Source organism: Polluticoccus soli, from assembly GCF_029269745.1.
In the GTDB taxonomy this organism is placed as follows: Bacteria; Bacteroidota; Bacteroidia; order Chitinophagales; family Chitinophagaceae; genus Polluticoccus; species Polluticoccus soli.
Genome location: NZ_JARJHT010000002.1, coordinates 410,575 through 432,164, shown reverse-complemented (window position 1 = coordinate 432,164; position 21,590 = coordinate 410,575). Strand labels below are relative to the sequence as shown.

Sequence of the window (21,590 nt, the reverse complement as noted above, 5' to 3'; positions counted from 1 at the left end):
GTAACGCTTATTTTTGTTGGAAAGCACACAACGATCAGCAACCTCGCCTCCATATTAAGCTCCCCCGTTGAATACCTAAAAGGTGTCGGCCCCCAAAAAGGTGAAATGCTCCGGAAGGAGCTGGAGATAGCCACGTTCGAAGATCTGCTGCATCACTACCCCTACCGATATTTCGACCGTAGCAAACTTGATAAGGTTGCTTCTATCAACCAGAACACAGAATACGTGCAGCTGGTGGGCACACTTATCAATATCTACGAAGAAGGAACAGGCCGTAAACACCGATTGACGGCTACGTTGTATGACGACACAGGAAAGATTGAACTGATATGGTTCCAGGGAGCACAGTGGATGAAAAAATCGCTCCGCGACCATGAACGTTATATTGTGTTCGGAAAGGTTTCCTTTTTCAATGGCGTTCCCAACATAGCGCACCCAGAGATCGAGCTGCTAAGTTCAGAAACAGCCGTTGCCCAAATGCAACCTGTCTATCCTACGACAGAAAAGCTGAAGGCAAAAGGTATCAGCAATCGTTCATTCGCAAAGATCACTCAAAGCCTGTTTGAAAAAGTGCGTCCGGGCGATATACCGGAGATACTGCCTGTTGATATTCTAAGTCACTATCGTTTATGTAGCCGCTATCAAGCTATCCGGTGGATACATTTCCCGGACAGCGAAGAACACATGCAGGCTGCGCGATACAGGTTGAAGTGGGAGGAGCTATTTGCTTCTCAATTGCAGATCGCTCAGTTGCGGTTACAGCATACCATACAACCAGGCTACAAGTTTGAGAAAGTAGGCGACCACTTCAACGGCTTTTATAAAGAGCACCTACCCTTTCAATTAACAGGTGCGCAAAAGCGTGTTCTCAAAGAGATACGACATGATACTGCTACCGGTAAGCAGATGAATCGCCTGGTACAAGGTGATGTGGGTAGTGGTAAGACCATTGTCGCTGTCATGTCTATGCTGCTGGCAATGGATAATGGTTTCCAGGCCTGTCTTATGGCCCCAACCGAGATATTGGCCCAGCAACACTACCAAGGGGTAAAAGGCCTGCTTGAAAACATGGGAGTGCCCGTAGCAATTTTGACGGGGACAGTCAAAGGGAAAGACCGCAAGGATATTCTAAAGGGACTGGCAGATGGTAGCATTCCTATAGTGATCGGTACACATGCACTGATCGAAGAAAGCGTACAATTTGCCAATCTAGGGTTAGCAGTAATAGATGAGCAACATCGCTTTGGCGTAGGTCAACGTGCGCGGCTTTGGAAGAAAAATGAACGGGCTCCGCACGTGTTGGTTATGACGGCAACGCCGATTCCTCGGACGCTGGCCATGACGCTATATGGCGATCTTGACGTGTCCGTGATTGATGAACTCCCACCCGGAAGACAGGAGATAAAAACTGTACACCGCAATGAAATGCGCCGTGCTTTTGTGATGGATTTTATCCGAACTGAGATAAATAAGGACCGCCAGGCATATATCGTCTATCCACTTATCGAAGAGTCAGAAAAAGTAGACTACGAAAGTTTGCTGGCAGGCTATGAGCAGGTAAAAGTGTTTTTCCCCGAGGACAAATACAAGATATCGATGGTGCATGGTAAGCAGGAAGCGGCGCTACGCCAGCGCAACATGGAGCGGTTCGTAAGCGGAGACGCACGGATACTGGTGGCTACAACTGTGATTGAAGTCGGTGTCAATGTGCCTAACGCCACAGTTATGCTCATTGAGAGTGCTGAGCGTTTTGGACTTTCTCAACTGCATCAGTTACGCGGGCGCGTTGGTCGCGGCGGTGAACAATCGTATTGCATACTGCTTACCGGCAACAAAGTTTCAAACGAAAGCGCCCAGCGGATGAAGATCATGACGTCGACCAGCAATGGGTTCGTCATTGCCGAGGAGGACCTAGCCATGCGTGGGCCCGGCGACCTGTACGGCACCCGCCAAAGCGGAACCTTGAAATTCAAACTTGCCGACATAGTGCAAGATTCTGCCATATTAGAACAAACCCGGCAAGCTGCACAATTCGTTGTTTCTGAGGACCCTACGCTTACCTCACCAAAATATGCAGCAATTCGCAATATACTCCTGCAACAAGCTCAGCAATCCCACTGGAGCAAAATAAGCTGATCAGCCCATCGATTTTTTTTATCTAAATTATTAATTAAACGTTTGTTTAGTTTTAAACGATCGTTTAACTTTGCCCCGCATTTCAGAAAAATGGAATACAACGAAAAACAGCTGCAGATACTTAAGATAGCCGAAGAGCTCTTTGCGCTGCATGGTTTCGACGGTACATCCGTACGGGATATAGCCCGTGAAGCTGATGTAAATGTGGCCATGATCTCGTACTATTTCGGTTCAAAGGAAAAACTGCTGAGCGCCATTTTCCAGCGCCGTGCCGAAACGGTGAAACTGGAGATCGAGAGCTTGTTGGGCAACAAAGACCTGGATCCTCTAGAAAAGATCTTTAAGCTGATAGATACGTTTATTGAGAAAGTAATCTCCCAACAGAGTTATTACAAGCTGATGATCTGCCTACAGGTCACAGAAACAGAAGGGTCTATCCTCGAGGCCCTGGATGCAACAAAACGCCGCAACCATGAGCTTATTAAAAAACTGGTGCAGGAGGGACAAGATGCAGGCGTTTTCAAGCAAAACATCGATGTACCGATGATGATGACCACCCTGTTTGGCACTGCTAACCAGTTTGTGTCTACCCAGAAATTCTATAGAAGGATCAGCAACCTGGAGCACCTGTCAGAAGAAGAATTTCAAAAACACCTCAAGGAAAAACTAAACACACATTTAAAAGGCCTTTTTAAAGCAACACTGACCAATGAATAGTAGACAAATCTTAACAGCAATTGTTGCGGTTATCGGCCTGATGACCGGATTCGATGCTGTAGGACAAGAAACACGAAAACTTTCACTTAGCGAGGCAATACAACTGAGCTTGCAAAACAGCAACCAGTTAAAACTGCAGCAAGCGAAAGTGACAGAAGCGACCGCTGCTTTGCGCGAAGCAAAAGAGAGAAGATTACCCGACCTATCGATCACCGGCTCGTATATGAGACTGAACAAGCCAACACTTGATCTGAAAACGCAATCTCCTCAACAAGGGGAAGGCGGTGGTAGCACTGGAGGTAACAGCCTTTCATCAATAGAGGTTAAACAAGTTGGTTACGGGATGGCCAATCTCTCGTTACCGGTATTTGCGGGCTTTAGGATACAAAACGGCATAGACGCAGCAAAGTACCTGGAAAAAGCAGCAAAGCTCGACGCACAGAAAGATCGCGCGGATGTAATTGAGAACACAATCGCTGCCTACAGCAACCTATATAAGGCTAAAGAAGCGCTGGACCTCGTAAAAGAAAACCTGAAACAATCGCAACAACGAGTTGCTGATTTCAGCAACCTTGAAAAGAATGGCTTGTTGGCAAGGAATGACCTGTTGAAAGCACAACTGCAGCAGTCTAACGTAGAACTGGCATTGCTGGATGCAGAGAATGCATGGAAACTCACCAACATCTCTATGAACCTGATGCTGGGCCTGGCTGAAAACACAGACCTGGTTCCTGATGGTGCTGAATTCAAATCGCCAAACGAGGTTGACGGGTATACTACATGGGAATCAAAAGCCATGGAAAACCGCGCCGACATTGCTGCTTCTGAGATGAGGATCAAAGCTGCAAATTCGGGTGTGAAAGCAGCAAAAGGTGAATACTACCCTTCGCTGGCGCTAACAGGCGGTTATATAGGCGCAAACATCCCTGACGTACTTACACTAACCAACGCGTTGAATGCGGGTGTTGGAGTAAAATACAGTCCTTCATCACTCTGGAAAACAGGCTCAAAGGTAGCCCAGGCAAAGGCACAGCTGCAGCAAGTGAAAATGGGCCAAAACCTGCTTACGGACAATGTAAGACTACAAACAGCACAGGCCTATCAAAACTTCCTTTCTAGTAAAAAGAAGATAGAAGTATATGCTAAAGCCGTTGAGCAAGCCACCGAAAACTATAGGATCGTTAAGAACAAACACACTAACAACCTCGCTACTACTACCGATCTGCTGGATGCCGACGTAGCCCAGCTACAGGCCAGGCTTAACCAGGCGGTGGCAGAAGCGGAGGCCATGGTATCGTACAATAAACTATTACAAACAGCAGGTGTATTAACGCCTGAGATCACAAACAAATAAAAAGACCACAGTCAAAACCAATATATGGAAAACGTTAAAGAAGCTAAGAAAACCATCTCGATCACTAAGGAAGAGCAGGCGCCTAAAAAAAGCAACAAGCGGTTTGCCGTAGTGCTGGGATTACTGGTGTTGGGTGGCGCAGCGTTCGGCCTGACCAAGTACGTTCATTCAATGCACCATGAAGACACCGACGATGCGCAGGTAGAAGCCAGCATCAGCCCGGTGATACCACGAGTATCCGGTTTTGTAACCGAAGTTCGCGTGGCTGATAACCAGAAGGTGAAGAAAGGCGATGTATTGTTTGTACTGGATGACCGCGACCTGAGGATCAAGCTGGATCAAGCCGAGGCTGCACTGGCTGCGGCACAGGGCGGTCTGCACGTAGCTGAAGCTACAACAAGCGCATCTAAAGCAAACGTTGCATCTTCACAAGCAAACGTTTCTACAGTAGACGCGCAGATCGAGACAGCTAAAATTAATGTTTGGCGTGCTACGCAAGACTATAACCGTTACGCCAACCTGGTAAAAGACCATTCAATTACCCAACAGCAATACGAGCAAGCGCTGGCGCAAAAACAAACTGCTGAACATCAACTGCAGGTACTGCAGGAGCAAAAAAACGCTGCAGCTCGCCAAACTACTGCTGTAGCTTCTCAAAGCAATGCTACCGCTGAACAGATCGGTGTAGCCAACGCGACCATAAAACAGCGTATGGCTGATGTAGAGAACGCTAAGCTCAATCTTTCTTATGCTACGATAGTAGCCCCGGAAGATGGAGTTATCTCTAAGGTAAACGTTCAATCAGGTCAGTTCGTTCAGGCAGGTCAAACGATGTTCAGCATTGTGATGGATAAACCGATGTGGGTTGTGGCAAACTTTAAGGAGACACAGCTCGATAAAATGAAAATGGGCCAAAAAGTACTGGTACATGTCGACGCATTTCCTGGTCACGAATTAGAGGCGAAAGTAACCTCATTCTCGCCTGCCACAGGTGCAAAATTCGCCTTGCTGCCTCCGGATAACGCTTCGGGCAACTTCGTAAAAGTCGTGCAGCGTGTACCGGTAAAAATCGAGTTCACTAATCCTGCAGACAAGACAGTTAAACAGCTGCGTCCGGGTATGAATGTGAACGTAGATGTTCATTTAGACTAAGTAGTTAAACAACACAAATGACAGAACAAGGTTCGTTAGTAGAATATGGATTCCGGCGTGTGATCATCACCATCACGGCAATATTTTGCGCGCTGCTGGAGATCGTCGACACAACCATCGTGAACGTTGCCCTGAATGAAATGCGTGGTAACCTTGGTGCAACACTAACTGAGGTAGCGTGGGTTATCACGGCATATGCTATCGCGAACGTGATCATCGTGCCGATGACCAGCTGGCTGTCGCAACAGTTTGGCAGACGCAACTATTTCGCTGCATCGATCATCATCTTTACCGTAGCGTCGTTTCTATGTGGTAATGCCACCAATATCTGGGAGCTGGTAGCATTCCGTTTCATACAGGGTCTTGGAGGTGGCGCCCTCCTGGTAACATCCCAAACCATTATTACAGAAAGTTATCCACCCGAAAAACGAGGTATGGCTCAGGCTATATATGGCTTGGGGGTGATTATCGGCCCGACACTTGGTCCGCCACTTGGTGGCTACATCGTTGATCACTTTTCATGGCCATATATTTTCTATATCAACATACCGATCGGCGTTATTGCTACCCTGCTTACGCTGCAGTTTGTTAAGAGCCCCAAATATGCAGAAAAGACCAGTAAATCAGATATTGACTGGTGGGGTATCGCCTTCCTCGCTATGGCGGTAGGATCGCTCCAATATGTACTGGAACGGGGCCAAGAAGATGACTGGTTCAATAGCACTGCTATCATTTTGACGACAATCACCGCATTTCTCGGTTTTTACTTCTTCATTTGGCGTGAGCTGACATTTAGAAACCCTATTGTAGAACTGCGGGTATTGAAAAACGGCAACCTGCGGATAGGGACTATCCTTTCGTTCATACTTGGGTTTGGCTTGTATGGTTCAACATTTATCATCCCGCTTTACACACAGGCTACTTTAGGATGGACTGCACAACAATCGGGTATGCTCATGATCCCGGCGGCATTAACCACCGCTTTCATGATGCCGATCATCGGTAACCTTTTACAAAAAGGCGTGCCTCAGCAATACCTGATAGCCGGCGGTATGCTGTTATTCTTTGTTTACAGCTTCTGGGGTTATAAGATATTAACACCAGACACCAGTTCTGACTCGTTTTTCTGGATGCTGATAGTGCGTGGCATAGGTATGGGTATGCTATTCATACCTATTACAACCATGTCACTCTCGACGCTAAAAGGACGTGAGATCGGCCAGGGAGCTTCGTTTACCGGCATGATGCGCCAGTTGGGCGGCTCCTTTGGCATCGCGCTTATCACCACATTTATGGCGCGACAAACTGTGACACATAGGGGTGCTTTGGTGAGTAACCTGGATATAAATGATCCTGGTGTGATCCAGCGTATCAAAGGCATACAGGCTTCGTTTATGGCTAAAGGCATGTCACCGGATGTGGCTTTACAGAGTGCCTACAAACTGATGGATTACTCTGTAAGCAAACAGGCATCAGTACTTTCTTATATGGACGTGTTCCTGTACATAGGTATTATGTTCCTTTTGTGTATACCATTTATCCTGATGATCAAAACCAACAAGAAGAACAAAGTAGATATTTCGGAAGCAATGCACTAGAATGGTAGACACAAGGGCGCTGCACATGCAGCGCCCTTTTTTTATATTTATGCTATGGTACATCTTGATTTCCCTATTTCTGCCGAGGGCGTCATTTCCGGAGCTTTTAAGAGTGTGCAGGCTGCAACCTTTGGCGATGCCTGCAACTATATAACAAACCTACCCTATGGGCGCAATGCAGACAAGAATAACCTCCTTTCGGTATTTTCCGACGGCTGTGGCACCTGCAGCACAAAACACGCTCTCCTATTCAAGCTAGCCGAAGAAAACGGGATTAAGGGCCTGAAGCTTACCATGGGTATTTATAAAATGAATGCTCTTAACAGTTCACCGGTGGCTAAAGTTTTAGAACAGCATGGATTGGAATATATACCCGAAGCGCATAATTATCTGCGGTACGGAAACGAGGTTATCGATTGCACTGCGAGGAAGCCGCTGAACTTTCTCCCTGACTTGCTTGAAGAGACAGAAATACGGCCTGACCAGATAACAGATTTCAAAGTAATTTATCACAAAGGTTACCTGGACCAATGGCGGCTCGAAACGGGCTCAAAATACAGTTTGGACGAGCTTTGGACCATCCGGGAAGCCTGCATTGCAGCACTGGCGGGCATTTAGTAGTTTTCTAAGGTAAAAAGCCCAAAAAATCCTATCTTTGCGCGGCTAAATAGGTTCTTTATATATGATAAGTCGCAGGAACATTCGGGTGAAGGTAATGCAAACGCTGTACACAGTGGCTACAACCGAGCCCAATGACCAGGAATTGAACAAAAAGACTGGAGCTAAATTACTTGATGAAAAGCTCAACCACTCACTCGATCTATTTACCATCTCCATACTGTATATCACGCGTGTTGCCCAATACGCTGAACTAGACGCGAGACAACGCGCATCGAAATACCTGCCTACGCAGGAGGATCTGAACGTCAGCACAAAAATTGCCGGTAACGAGTTTCTTTGGCAGGTACTGTCTAACCAAACCTTTATTGAAAAAACGAAGGAAGCCAAGATAACGCATGCAGTAGACGAGGAATGGATAAAAAAGCTATATCAACAACTGACAAAAACTCCGGAGTACAAGGAATACGCAGTTGAGCAAAGCAGGGATGCTAAAAAAGAAAAAGCGATCATACAGTTCATCTGGCAAAAGCAGATGCTGGAAAATGAAGCTTTGCAAGAGCATTTTTCTGAAGAACTTCCACACTGGGAAGACGATAAAGAAATGACCGAAATGCTGATGGAGAACTTCTTCAAAAGCAACCAGAAGATCAACTTCCTCAACCTTATTTCTGCTGAAAAAAGGGAATATGCGCATAACCTGATGCGTACTGTGATCGACAAAACGGATTACTGCATGGAGTTTATCAAACCAAAGCTGGTAAACTGGGACGCAGAACGTGTGGCCCTGATAGACCTATTGCTGCTGCGCATGGGTGTTTGCGAAATGTTGTACTTCCCTACTATCCCTACAAAGGTTACTATCAATGAATATATAGAGATCGCTAAACTGTATAGCACACCTCAAAGTGGCCAGTTTGTGAACGGCGTACTCGACAATATTCTGAAAGATCTCGAAAAAGAAAATCTCATCAATAAACAGGAACGTACGCGTAAATCTTAAATTTGCATCCGCATCTGTTATGAAAGGACGATTTCTTATTGCAATAGCACTTATGGCTTTGGTAAGCTGTAAAAACGAAGCTCCCAAAGAGGACAATAAGGACCTGTTGCCTACAGACCTGGTATCCAACCCGCGTTCTGCAGAAGGCACTGATACTGCGGCTTTCAATGCCTTGCCCACAATGGACTTCAAAGACACCTTGCACGACTTTGGGTTAATGCGCGAAGGTGAAACTTCGAGCTATGGGTTTGAATTCACCAACAACGGTAAGAAGCCACTGCTTATAAGCGGCGCCACAGGTTCTTGTGGCTGTACCGTTGCCGACTACCCACGTGAACCTATACAACCAGGGCAAACTGGCACAATGAAGGTGATGTTCAACTCGACAGACAAAATTGGTCACCAGGAAAAATCGGTGAACATTTCTACTAACTCAAAGCGCGGCACACATATGTTGTATATCAAGGCCGACGTAAAAGAAAATTAATTTTAAATTCTTTAATCAACACCAATATGTTCGTAAATCTCCTGACAGTAATGTTACAGGCTCAGCCAGGCGGCAGCCCTTACTTCTCACTTTTGTTCATGGTGGGTATGATCGGCGTTATGTACTTCTTCATGATACGTCCGCAAGCAAAACGTGCCAAAGAACAAAAGAAATTTGCCGACACGATTGCTGCCGGTGAAAAGATCGTGACTACCGCTGGTATCCATGGTACCATCAGCCGAGTAAACGAAGACGGCACTTTGAAACTGGAAGTTGGCCACGGTACATTTATCACCATCGAGCGCAGTGCAGTGTCTATGGAAATGACTGCTGCTCATCGCAAGAAAGTTGAGGGTGTAGCTACTGCAAAATAATATCCAACCAATGCTGAAAGTAGGTATCACAGGAGGCATTGGATCGGGAAAAACAACCGTATGCCAGGTGTTTGAAACACTTGGCATACCTGTTTTATATGCCGACAAAACTGCGCGCTATCTTATGGAGAAGGATGCCATCCTCATTAATGGCATCAAAATGCTGTTTGGAGAAAACATCTACCAGGGCGGCGTGCTGGACCGGGAACAGGTTTCTTCGATTGTCTTCAGACGTCCCGACATCCTTACTGAACTGAATAAGCTTGTGCATCCGGCGGTTATCCGATACGGCGAACAATGGATGGAAAGCCAGGATACGCCTTATATCATAAAAGAAGCTGCGATTTTCTTTGAAAGTGGCAGCTTTAAAGACATGCACCTGATGGTGGGTGTTTATGCTCCCCAGCAACTGCGCATACTACGCACGATGGAGCGTGACGGGATATCGCAGGAAAAAGTCCTCTCGCGAATGGCGCAGCAGATGAACGACGAAGAAAAAATGAAACTCTGCGATCACATTATCACCAACGACGACATTGTACCAATCATTCCACAGGTATTGCACCTGCACCAACTTTTCCTGCAACAGGCAACTCAGGCCTAGCTACCGAATACCTTCATGGTATTCTTGTATTGCCGCTGATAGTTCTTCTCTTTCTCGTTGTTCAGTATTTGTTCCGCGTACTTTTTCATAATACTCAACTTCTGCTCTGCACCATCTTTTTCTGCGTTGGTACGAGCATTGCGAGACAGTTCCTTAATGTTTCCTGCTGCTTCAAAAAAGAATGAACCGATAGCAAAGCGGTACGAACTAATACTCTCAGAATTCACCATTTGTACGTAGGTCGGCAATGCACTCTCGAATGCAGCCACATCGCGGACGTTAATTAAATAGGTCGCCATTGCGTTAGCAAACTCTATTTTATTGGTACCGTATAAATATGGTGCACGGCTGGTGTACAATGCAACATCTTCGGCATTCCCTTTTTCACCAACGATCTCGAGGGCTGTAAATAGCAAACGACCTTTGGGATCCGTTTGAAGCATACGTTTAGAGAGACCATATGCTGTATCATCTTTTAACTTGTAAAGCCCATTTAGCGCAGCTCCTGCAACATTGTAGGAGCTGTCGGCAAGAGCAGCCAGCATATCTGGTTTACTACTTTCTACTTTCCAGGCCGACAACACGTCGAAGGCTGCTGCTCTGACCCTGGCCGCACCGTCATTCACGGCTGTAAAAGCTACTTCCTGGCGCCATTTATCCTGCCATTTTTTATCAGTTTGTCTTGCGAGGTACCGCAATACTTGTTCACGAATTCCGGGTTCCTTATCAGCAAGTGCGAGAGTAAATATTTCCTGGGCGTTATTGTCGGAAAGCTGCTTGCTGGCAGCAGTTACAGCACGGTAACGGTTCAGATAATTTTCTTTGCTCTGAACAAACTGAGCCTTCAGCTGTTCAGGTTGCTTTTTATCGGCCATCTTACCAACCAGCCAGTTGCGTGAATCGGGGATCACAACCGGGCGAACTCCGTTCTTGTATGGATAAATGAATCGTTCTTTCCTGCTCCTGACATTCCAATTTTCAACGGTTTTGTCGGCGCCATATAGTACTTCTGCCTTTAATGGCAATATGAATGAGGCGCTATCCTGCTTTTGTTCAACTGTTACCACCAGCTGTTGTGCGGCATCATCATAGTTGTATAATACTTCCAGGTCAGGAAATCCGCCCTTGTTGTACCATTGATTGAAAAACCAGTTCCAGTCCTGGCCAGTTGCCTCTTCTACCGCCAAACGCCAATGCGTAGCTTCTGCAGGCTTGAGTGCGTTTTGCGTGAGGTACAATTTCATGGATTTGAAAAAAGCCGAGTCGCCCATCAACCCATGCATGTACTTAAGTATGGCCCCACCTTTTTGATAGGATATCAGGTCGAACATTTCTTCCCGGTTAGCATAGCGGTGACGAACCAAGGGTGGTTCAGATTGCCTTGCCGACGAAAGATATTTGATCAGGTCATCATGGGCCAGTTCATCTGCTGAGGCATCACCGTATTTATGCCGGCGCCAGAGTTGTTCGCCATAGGTAGCAAAAGACTCGTTAACTGTCAAGTTAGTCCAAGACTCTGCCGTAACATAGTCGCCAAACCACTGATGGAACAGCTCGTGCGAAACAACATCTTCATGGTCTTTATCAGCTATTTCGCGTGCGTTCTGGTTCATGAATTCACCAAAAACGGTGGCGGTAGTGTTTTCCATGGCACCTGAAACATAGTCCCGCACTACCACCTGGCTATACTTGTTCCAGGGATAAGCAACACCCGTAATATTCGAGAAGTACTCTATCATATCCGGAGTATTCTTAAACATCAACCGGGCGTAACGCTCAAATTCAGGTTCTACATAATAGCTTACTTCCCTGCCCCTCCATTTATCTTCTACCACGGCATAATTGCCGATGGCCATCATAGCCACATAAGGTTGTATTGTTTTTTCCATGATCCAGGTATCTGTACGCAACCTTGCGCCTGAACGCACTTGCGACAATAGGTAACCGTTACCCAAGGTCTTAAAGCTATCCGGCACGGTGATCTCGACCTGTGTTGTAAACCTTTCATTGGGCTTATCGAAAGTCGGCATCCAATGCGAGGTGGCTTCAGTTTCACCTTGCGTCCATATTTGCACTGGTTTGTTCGGAACCGCATGGTCGGTATTAATAAAATATAAGCCCCTGTCCTCAGCTATGGCCTTGCTTCCACCAACTTCGGTGCCGTATGGCATTGCCTTATATTTGATATAAACCTGGATGGTATCCTTGGAGAGATACTCCTTACCCATACGTATCTTTAGCTTATTGTCCCTATACTCGAATGGCAATGTTCTTCCATTTGCGCCGTCCAGCATAACCGATTGTATCATCATGCTTTTAGCGTCCAGCACCAACGTATCCGTGGGATACATATAGGGATGGAGACTGATCCAGGCCTGACCATCAGCAGTGCGTTCAGTAAGATTAAAACTAATTGCAACACGTGTGTGCGTAATATCCCAAACCAGCGGAGGCGTGGCCCTGTATAGATCCAATCCTTTTCCAGAGCTGGTCACCGTCACAGGGTCTAGCATCACATTTTTACCCACCCTGCGATTGGCGCACGACGAAAGTATCAAGAGTAAACAGCAGGCTGTAAAAAAACGGCTCATATATAGAAGGCTAGTTGCGGGGCTAAAACTAACACATCACTGTCTTTTTATACTCCCTTTTTATGGGTGAAATACTGTTTAACAACATATTTGGGGTACATTCTTCAAATTTGAGCATTCCCAACGCTAATTGATTATTTTTGCTACTTCAAGACTACGCTTACATGCTGGAGATCACAGTAAACGAACGCAAGACATTTTCGGTAGCAAACGAGGACGGCCAATGGACGATTAACAACACCCCTGCTCTCTGGGATGCCCAGGTGCAGCCTAATGGCCTGATCAGCATATTGCACAACAATAAGAGCTACACGGCCATGATCGAGCAGGTGGATACTAAAAAGAAAGAACTGTCGGTGCGCGTCAATGGGCAAGTGTATAAAATAGCCGTAAGGGAGCCGATTGACCAGTTGCTGACCAGCATGGGTATGGACCTGAAAGCCATGCAAAAGGTAGAGCCGGTGAAAGCACCAATGCCAGGTATGATACTGAGGGTACTTGTAACACCCGGCCAGCAAATAAATAAAGGCGACGGGTTACTGGTGCTGGAAGCCATGAAAATGGAAAATGTGCTGAAAGCTAGTGGACCCGCTACAGTCAAAGCCATTAAAGTTGACGAACGCACTGCTGTAGAAAAAGGTGCGATATTGATAGAACTGGAATAACCCTCTTGCCTGATGCTGAGATTTCTTGCAGTTATTGTTTTCAGTTTGTTCCTTACTGTAGTAAAGGCGCAACAGCATTTCTCGTATGTCTATATCCAGGGAGATAAAGAGACACCGTTCTACGTGAAATATGAAGACGAGATGCTGCCACGGTTTGGCAAGAACTACTACATCATCTCAGAACTGGCACCAGGACCTGTGAACATCGAGGTATTGTTTCAGCAAAACGTATATGCGCCACAAAAATTCACCGTCAACGTGCCGGACAATGGATTTAGAGGCTTTCTGTTGACCAAAAAAGGTGCTGATTTCTCACTTTACGACATTCACCGTCAGTTCTATATCCCTGCCGGCAACAAAGCAGGCGATGACAATTACACTGCGTATACCGCGGGCACACCGACAGTGCCTGTCGACGACATCACGCCAGTAGTTCCTCAGGATGCGCAACCTGTTGTAAAAAAGACGCCTTCTGTAGCAAAAACTACAAAGCCGGCAACTTCGGGCAAAACAGCCAAACCAGTCGTTGCTAAAACACCAAAAACTAGCGTTAAAGTTCCTACTGGCAAAACCGATAAGACTAAAGAGTCAACCAACGAGCCGGTATTCTTAGACAATGTGGAGCTAAAAAGCGATCGCACAGGCAATACGCTGCCAGCCGGAGGTGTAGCTAAAAATTCACTTGCAACTACCAATAGCGATTGTCCGAGAGCCTTAAGTAACGATGCTTTTGACAACATCTATAAAAAGGCTATTACCAAGTCAACTTCTGGCAAGCTCAAATATCTGCTTGACAAAATTGAAGGCAACTGTTATACCTCGAACCAGGTAAGACAGTTGACCCAGATATTGCCGGGCGACAATGAGCGTTATACGTACTTAAAAAAAGTATATCCTCGTGTCACCGACCAGTCTGCTTTCAAAAGGCTGGAAAATCTTTTAACCGCTGACGAATGGAAAGAATATTTTCGCTCTCTGGTTCAACCACAATAGTTATGAAAAAACTGCTTTTACTCGCACCAATCGTATTGCTGTTCGCAGCTTGCAAAGACAAGAAAGAGGATAAGATCACAAAGAAATGGCAGGCCGTTGCGCTTGAAAGCCCCACAATGGACCAGATGATCGCTGATCAGGCCGCGTTTCTCGATACTTTCGGCAAAAACACAACGGCTAAGCAAAACGATTCTTTGTACGGCACTCAGAATGTAGACAGCATGCGCGAATCACTGAGAATGCAGCTTAATGATTTTAAAGGCATGCAGGAACACGCCGTTAAAAACACCTGGTTTCATTTCATGAAAGATGGTAAGGCGATGATGAATTTCAGTGGCCAGCCAGATTCAACCAATTGGTATTTCGATGACGAGGGTGCGCTGATACTGGATGAGATGAAGATGAAAGGTACCGGTAATAAGATAAAAATGGATGTACTACAATTGGAGGACACTGTGCTAAAGCTCCGTTTTACTGAAAACGGGATGACCAGCACTGTAACATTTCACCCTACCGAAAAGTAAACTTCAATTACTATCTTTACGGCCATTTAACGAATTGAAAATTATCATTTAATATAATTTATGCGTACAATACCATTCAGGCAGGCATTACGTGAGGCGATGGAAGAAGAAATGCGTCGTGATCCACGCGTGTTTTTGATGGGTGAAGAAGTAGCTCAGTATAACGGTGCTTACAAAGTAAGCCAAGGCATGCTGGACGAATTTGGCCCGAACAGGGTTCTGGATACCCCCATCGCAGAATTGGGCTTTGCCGCTATTGGTGTTGGCGCAGCTTCTAACGGGACAAGGCCTGTTATCGAGTTCATGACCTGGAACTTTGCGGTTCTGGCCTTGGATCAGATACTGAACCACGCAGCAAAAATGCGCTCGATGAGCGGCGGTCAATTCGGTTGCCCGATCGTATTCCGCGGACCGAATGGTTCTGCCGGCCAGTTGGGTGCCCAGCACTCACAGGCATTTGAAAGCTGGTATGCCAACATTCCAGGTATCAAAGTCGTTTCTGTATCTAATCCATACGACGCGAAAGGCCTGCTGAAATCTGCTATCCGCGATGAGAACCCTGTTGTTTTCATGGAAAGCGAGGTAATGTATGGCGACGTGGGTGAAGTACCTGAAGAGGAATACCTGATCCCAATAGGTAAGGCAGACGTAAAACGCCAGGGTACAGACGTAACCATCGTTTCGTTCAACAAAATGATGAAAGTAGCGCTAGGTGCAGCTGAAGAACTGTCAAAAGAAGGCATTGAGGCCGAAGTGATCGACCTTCGTACCATCCGCCCGCTTGACTGGCAAACTATAGCTGAATCAGTTAAGAAAACAAACAGGCTGGTGATCGTTGAAGAACAATGGCCATTCAGCAGTGTATCTTCAGAGATCAGCTACAGGATACAAAAAGAAGTATTCGATTACCTCGATGCGCCGATCCGCCGTATCACTTCGGCAGACACTAATATGCACTACGCACCAAACCTGGTAGCACTGCATCTGCCAGATGTTGCACGCACTGTGAAGTTGGTTAAGGAAGTGATGTACATGGTAAAATAGTTCACTCCAACAGATATTTGACAGCCCCTGTAAAGGGGCTGTTTATTTTATGGTCTATTAGTTTATTTTTACCCCTCATGACTGTGAATAAGATCGAAACCAAAGCTATCATCATAGGCGCCGGACCAGCCGGTGCAGGTACCAGTATATATCTTACCCAGGCCGGTATTCCGCACGTGATCATCGAAAAGGAGACATTTCCACGCGATAAGGTTTGCGGTGATGCCTGCAGTGGAAAGACTGCGTTTGTATTACGCAAGGCAAACCCTGAATGGCTGCAGGAGATATTTAAAGCAGAACATGATTATACACCTAGCCATGGAATTATTTTCGTAGCCCCCAATGGTAAAGCGTTAAATATACCATATAACCCCAACCGTCAACCCGGAGAACAGGCACCAGGTTTTACCACGCCACGAATGACCTTCGACAACTACCTGTTTCAAAAACTACCTTCGCCCTATGCTACTATTTACCAGCAGTCTACTATCAAATCGATAGACAAAACAGAAGAAAAGGTAACCGTAGTATTCACAAATGGCAATGAGACATATGAGGTAACGGCGCCGCTGATAGTTGGTGCAGATGGAGACAAGAGCGCAGTACGCAAGCAATTCCTTAATGATAACTCGAACGCTAAAGCCTATGCTGTTGGCCTTCGTGCTTATTATGAGGGCGTAACGGGGCTGGACAAAAACAATTTTATAGAACTGCATTTCCTACCCGAGATGCTTCCAGGCTATTTCTGGATATTTCCGCTGCCTAATGGAATGGCGAATGTTGGCGTTGGCATCCTGTCAGAACGCATTCGCGCGAAGAAGATCAATCTGCGGGAGCAAATGCTCAACGCGATCAAAAACAATCCCAATATCAGGGACCGTTTTGCCAAAGCAAAACTGGTAGATAAGATTCAAGGCTGGGGTTTACCCATGAGCATGAGCCAGTCCCCTATATCGGGAGACAACTTCCTACTTACCGGAGATGCGGCCAGCTTAATAGATCCATTCAGTGGTGAAGGTATCGGCAATGCTTTATACAGTGGTATGCTTGCAGCATATGCAATAGAAAAATCGTTGCAGTCAGCGCGTTACGATCGCACCTTCCTCAAAGAAGCGTACGACGATGTGCTATATAAACGCCTGGGTGATGAACTGAAGATAAGCGCTACACTGCAGCGTTTATGTCGTTATCCATGGCTGTTCAACTTTGTGGTCAACAAGGCGAACAAAAGTCCTTCGCTCAGCAAAACCATTAGCTGCATGTTCACTGACATGGATCTGCGCGAACAGCTACGTAAACCGTCTTTCTATGCCAAGATCCTGCTAAACAAGTAGAGCTTAGAGATACACGATCTTATAACTAAAGGTTTTATTGGCAAACTCAATGCGCATCAGGTACACACCTGAGTTGAAGTGCGTGGTCTGAATGGTCGACTGATTAAATGATTCCTGCGCAGTAACCGTACCTCGGAATACCTCGCGACCTAATATATCGGTCATGGTTATCTGCATTTCCGTACCTGATGCGGCTGCCCATACTATATTAAACTTACCATCGTAGGTAGGATTAGGACCGATGCTAACAAGGGTATTTGCTGGTACCAGCATTCTATCAAACACCTCAACATCATCTATTGCTATTCCCTCTCTAGTTGAGCTTTGGTCAGACATCATAACAAATCTCAGGCGAATAGTATTGTTCTCCTTCGGCAAAGGCGAAGACACTTCATGCCATGCAGTAAAGTCCTCAATCGTCCAAACCTTATAAGCCGTATCGTTGTACCAATTAATGCCTTTTTTCTGGTCTTCGAGACGAGTCCAGGTGGCTCCGTCTGTACTGTACTCTACGTACCCGGCATCACACAGGATACCACCGCAATTCTCAATATCCATCGCAGCTTTGAACCTTAAGGTTGGATTGGACATGCCCTTTAGGTCGAAGCAAGGCGAATTGAGAAAAGAAAACTCCAGGTCATTGTAGTTACCGTCAAGATTAGTTTTCCAGGCTTTTGTTCCACTAGCGGCCTTATTAACCTTTGGTGATTGCGGCACTCCAAACTCCCACGAGTTATTTTGTCCATTGCTAAACCATCCACCTGCACCTGATTCAAAATTTTCGAAGTATGGATATTGAGTGATCAATGGCTGATTTTGTATCGTGTAACTATTGATCGAATCGTTTTTATGATAGCTATCGCCCTGCGCATTAACCCATACCCTCAGATTATGCGCTCCAGGCTGCGAAAGATCGAGCAGTTCAGTGAATGAATAATCGCGTGTTGTTTTTCCGGCTACCGACGGCAATATTTCAGTAACAACAGCATTTTCATCGAGACGATAATTCACTTCAACATTAGTCAATGCCTGGTTGACACCATTTCGCAGACGGATGACGAGAGGTTCTGCACCGGTGATACCACATTCAGAATTGCCCGGTGCCACTATTGAAAGAAGCTGCATGTCATTCTGTACTGTATACAGTTTAACGTCATCAAAGGTGGTTCCGTTCCCATAATTACGTGCTGCTATCACAGAACTATCGTGCTGCCCAACACGTAGCTGAAAACTGGTTGAAAAATTCTGTCCTCCACCCTGCAGACCGTCGGTTATCGAAAGGCTGCCAGTATTTAACACCTTGCCAGTGCTATCGGGATTAAACGTGTATAAACTTTGCCATAGTTGTGTGTCATTACCACGTATCCATACTTCATTGCCTTCCCTGAACTTTGGCCGACCGTGGACCAGGTAGTCAAATTCAACACGCACCTCTTCTACCGAGGCATTATAATTTGCAAGATTGAATGTGCCAATGAAGTCATTTTGATTGTCCGGTGTTGATTTGTATGCATCAAGGCTAATGGAACGCTGACCGTTCAACGTGATCGAAGGATTGACAAAACTCCGGAAACGTCCTGTATCGGTATTATTTAAATAATCCCAACGATCTGAAACGCCAATCAGGTCTGTTGTCGCTAATAATGCAGGTAGGTTCTCAAAATCGTCAACAAAGGTACTCGCCAGCGATACCGGGTCGTTACTCAATTGCTTAACTGTTTTTACAATTGTATCATTTGCCGACACCGGATCTGACGCCAACAAATTTTGAATTGCAACTTGTACGTCGTACGCACCTAGGGCAGACAAATCTATGTTAGCGAGGTCTATCTTCAAGTTACTATTTGCCGATATCGGCGTAGTAAAATTCTGCGACTGCCATACCCCGCCATTAACACTATAGGACAACTTAAAGTTATTGGTGGTCACATCATCAAGATTGCGTACAAGTACAGAAATGGGCTCACTCGTTTTTAGTTCTGTGCTCGTAAATTTTCTGCCGGTATTGGGTCCCACAATTCGCTCCAGCATCAGGTCACCATCGGATATATTACCAGCACAATCTCCAGTATTAGGTTGACGCTTCACAGCAATACTCCTGTGACCAACAAGACCATCGACAATAGGAGCAACTGCTACATAATAGATGCTATCCAGCGAAAGACCCGTAAAATCATATGTAGTCGAAGATGTTGTTGCAACGTCTACCATTGCTGGCCCAATTTTCCTGTACATCCTGTAACCTGTTGCATTCGCTATGCTATTCCATTTCAACCGAATGTATCCGGGGCATTGTACTGCATCGAGCTCCGCAACCGGCTGACTATTTATAATAAAATCCCCTGTGGTTGACGACTGCCCGGTGTTGTTTCTTGTAAGACGCATCTGGCATTTACCCGAATTGATGGAAGGTATTAGCCAGGTGTAATAGCGCTGGCTCGCTGGTATATTGTTACTGATCGTTGTCCAGCTACCACCGGCATTATCAGAGATCTCAAGCGCAAACGTGTTGTTGTCATCGCTTGCATCCCAATAAATGCGTAGCGAGTCGTTGGCTTTTACTTTCGCATCGGTAGTTGGATAGGTTATTGCAACACCCGACGGCACAAAATCGTAAGCGATCACATAGTCCTGGCTACCCATGGGAATGTTAAACCCTTTTGCTGTTACGATATAGTTACCTGGCGCTGGATTGCTAACCACCACCTGTTCAACATTATTCAACCTATCCAGTCCTTCTACCGCGTTGTTCAAGATGTTGGGGGCTGACGGGTCGAGAATTAAAGGTCGATGAACTGTTGCATTTGGTTCGGCCACTTCAAGGTCAAGGTCATTCACCAGCTGCTTCAGCATTGCGGGATTGCCGGGAGCATCGTGCCAGCACAGCATTACTTTCAATTGTGCGGTATTAGGTGGAACAGTTATATTGAATGTTTGTTGTCCTCCATTAGCAACATTGTTTGAGTTGAAACGGTTACTATTCATTATCTGCAGCGACCGGCCAATGTTCATAAAGCCAAAACCGAATCGATAATCAGGACCTGGGTTACCAATGTCCGTAGCACCATTTAACAAGATAGCTTTGAGCACTACAGCGGGTGGATTTACATTGCCAAATAATTGACGATATCTTTCAGTCAGCAATCCCAAAGCCCCCGATACGTTAGGACAAGCCATACTGGTACCGCCAGATGTAAGATATTCCTCACTGCGCGTTGTAGACCTGACATCCACTCCTACAGCAGTTATCTCAGGCTTTAACCTGCCATCCTTCACCGGTCCTCGTCCGCCATCTGAGGCATTCACATATCGTTTGTCGGTGCTCGTGACAACGATATTATTCTTGGCTGGCTGGTAACCACCGTTTACTGTCGCAAATCCTTGCGGAAAAGGCGAACAGTTCAAATAGCCGTCATTGCCCGCTGCAAAAACATGCAAAACGTCCTGATGCTGTAATGCAGTTTTATCAACAGCAAGGGAGTTTACATCATAAGTGCCTGCATAATTACAACTGCCAATTACCGCCGCGTAAGAATTATTGGTGATGGTCATGTTGTGCGCCTGGTACATTGCGGTTGTTTGTTCCCAAACCTGGCTAAACAAATGATCAACTAAAGTAGCTCGCGGTGCAAATCCCTCTCCTTTTGGATCAACAATTCCCGCCCCCCCAACAATACCATTTATATGAACACCGTGATTGGCGTATGGACCGGGGGCATAGTTGATCACCCTATCTCTAAGATCAATATGGCCAATACCCGATATATTATCGCCAACACCGATCGTAACGCCCGCTCCGGTTAACCCAAAGCCTCCGCTACCGATTGCCAAAGAGCCGAGATTTGCCTTAGTAGCTGTTTTTGATTCAAAATTTAATGGTACGTCCTCCGAGCCACGACTGAGATATTCAACACCATACCACGCAGCCAATTGTTTCAATTTGCTCCCTGGCACATTGGCTTTATATATTCCAGACGACTGCAAATCTGTTGGTATCAGTTCTCCGCCTAGCGATAGTATGGACGATTCAATTTCTTCATGACCCACTCCTGAAACAAAAGAGGCAATAATTTCAACTTTGTCATTCCCTGATACAGGCAATAGCAATTCTGAAAGTTTCCATTCCGGTTTTACCTCGCTGATAAATTCGATTTGCTCCGAAAGACGCATTGTCGCTTCCTGATCAATGATCGCCGTATATAACCTGTCGCCAATTCGACTAACAACCCGCAAGCCGCTCAACGGACTCGCCTTACTTTGTGTGCCAATATTAGCGGTCCGAAATTTCACGATAACCTGAGTCGTTTTTCGTGATTTAGCCCTGAGATATTGATCCAGCCATTGTGATGCGTTTTCCGAAACCCGAATCGTAGTTCCGTTATAGGTAAATACTTCA

At 45.9% G+C, this 21,590-nt stretch carries 17 protein-coding genes; 15 read left to right on the top strand and 2 right to left on the bottom strand.

The window, feature by feature from the left end; all coding sequences use genetic code 11:
• Positions 1-9: 9 nt before the first annotated feature.
• The 10 genes from recG to coaE all read left to right on the top strand — a co-directional run bounded on the left by recG (position 10) and on the right by coaE (position 10,043).
• A complete protein-coding gene (recG, locus tag P2W83_RS12535) occupies positions 10-2,136 on the top strand; it encodes an ATP-dependent DNA helicase RecG (protein ID WP_338090255.1) in 2,127 nt (708 codons plus the stop codon).
• 90 nt (positions 2,137-2,226) lie between these two features.
• Entirely contained in the window at positions 2,227-2,853 is a 627-nt protein-coding gene (locus P2W83_RS12530) for a TetR/AcrR family transcriptional regulator (RefSeq protein ID WP_276134085.1), read from the top strand.
• Entirely contained in the window at positions 2,846-4,207 is a 1,362-nt protein-coding gene (locus tag P2W83_RS12525; protein WP_276134084.1) for a TolC family protein, read from the top strand. Before P2W83_RS12530 ends, P2W83_RS12525 begins: the two co-directional genes overlap by 8 nt.
• Before the next feature lie 24 nt (positions 4,208-4,231).
• Positions 4,232-5,359, top strand: a complete 1,128-nt coding sequence (locus P2W83_RS12520) for an HlyD family secretion protein (RefSeq protein WP_276134083.1) — start codon at positions 4,232-4,234, stop codon at positions 5,357-5,359.
• A gap of 17 nt (positions 5,360-5,376) precedes the next feature.
• Positions 5,377-6,957, top strand: coding sequence for a DHA2 family efflux MFS transporter permease subunit (locus tag P2W83_RS12515; RefSeq protein WP_276134082.1), 1,581 nt, complete (start codon positions 5,377-5,379; stop codon positions 6,955-6,957).
• Positions 6,958-7,011: 54 nt separating this feature from the next.
• Complete coding sequence (locus P2W83_RS12510) at positions 7,012-7,575, top strand: hypothetical protein (RefSeq protein WP_276134081.1); 564 nt, start codon at positions 7,012-7,014, stop codon at positions 7,573-7,575.
• Between the two features lie 64 nt (positions 7,576-7,639).
• Positions 7,640-8,578, top strand: coding sequence for a transcription antitermination factor NusB (gene nusB / locus P2W83_RS12505; protein ID WP_276134080.1), 939 nt, complete (start codon positions 7,640-7,642; stop codon positions 8,576-8,578).
• Positions 8,579-8,597: 19 nt separating this feature from the next.
• On the top strand, positions 8,598-9,065 hold the full coding sequence (locus tag P2W83_RS12500; protein ID WP_276134079.1) for a DUF1573 domain-containing protein: 468 nt from the start codon (positions 8,598-8,600) through the stop codon (positions 9,063-9,065).
• Positions 9,066-9,091: 26 nt separating this feature from the next.
• On the top strand, positions 9,092-9,439 hold the full coding sequence (gene yajC, locus P2W83_RS12495) for a preprotein translocase subunit YajC (protein ID WP_276134078.1): 348 nt from the start codon (positions 9,092-9,094) through the stop codon (positions 9,437-9,439).
• A gap of 10 nt (positions 9,440-9,449) precedes the next feature.
• On the top strand, positions 9,450-10,043 hold the full coding sequence (gene coaE / locus P2W83_RS12490; protein WP_276134077.1) for a dephospho-CoA kinase: 594 nt from the start codon (positions 9,450-9,452) through the stop codon (positions 10,041-10,043).
• Here coaE and P2W83_RS12485 read toward each other — a convergent pair.
• Complete coding sequence (locus P2W83_RS12485) at positions 10,040-12,634, bottom strand: M1 family aminopeptidase (RefSeq protein WP_276134076.1); 2,595 nt, start codon at positions 12,632-12,634, stop codon at positions 10,040-10,042. The genes coaE and P2W83_RS12485 overlap by 4 nt on opposite strands.
• Before the next feature lie 164 nt (positions 12,635-12,798).
• On the opposite strand from P2W83_RS12485, the gene P2W83_RS12480 reads away from it, so the two are divergent.
• The 5 genes from P2W83_RS12480 to P2W83_RS12460 all read left to right on the top strand — a co-directional run bounded on the left by P2W83_RS12480 (position 12,799) and on the right by P2W83_RS12460 (position 17,194).
• Positions 12,799-13,299 (top strand): biotin/lipoyl-containing protein, encoded by a 501-nt coding sequence (locus P2W83_RS12480; RefSeq protein ID WP_276134075.1) that lies wholly within the window; start codon positions 12,799-12,801, stop codon positions 13,297-13,299.
• 12 nt (positions 13,300-13,311) lie between these two features.
• Complete coding sequence (locus P2W83_RS12475; RefSeq protein WP_276134074.1) at positions 13,312-14,292, top strand: proline and serine-rich protein 1 family protein; 981 nt, start codon at positions 13,312-13,314, stop codon at positions 14,290-14,292.
• Between the two features lie 2 nt (positions 14,293-14,294).
• Positions 14,295-14,816, top strand: coding sequence for a hypothetical protein (locus tag P2W83_RS12470; protein WP_276134073.1), 522 nt, complete (start codon positions 14,295-14,297; stop codon positions 14,814-14,816).
• A 60-nt stretch (positions 14,817-14,876) separates the two neighbouring features.
• The gene (locus tag P2W83_RS12465) at positions 14,877-15,860 is read left to right on the top strand and encodes a pyruvate dehydrogenase complex E1 component subunit beta (protein WP_276134072.1); all 984 of its coding nucleotides are present in this window, start codon (positions 14,877-14,879) and stop codon (positions 15,858-15,860) included.
• 83 nt (positions 15,861-15,943) lie between these two features.
• A complete protein-coding gene (locus P2W83_RS12460; protein WP_276134071.1) occupies positions 15,944-17,194 on the top strand; it encodes an NAD(P)/FAD-dependent oxidoreductase in 1,251 nt (416 codons plus the stop codon).
• A gap of 3 nt (positions 17,195-17,197) precedes the next feature.
• On the opposite strand, the gene P2W83_RS12455 is transcribed toward P2W83_RS12460, so the two are convergent.
• Positions 17,198-21,484: a S8 family serine peptidase gene (locus tag P2W83_RS12455; RefSeq protein ID WP_276134070.1), complete on the bottom strand. Its 4,287-nt coding sequence runs from the start codon at positions 21,482-21,484 to the stop codon at positions 17,198-17,200.
• Positions 21,485-21,590: the final 106 nt, after the last annotated feature.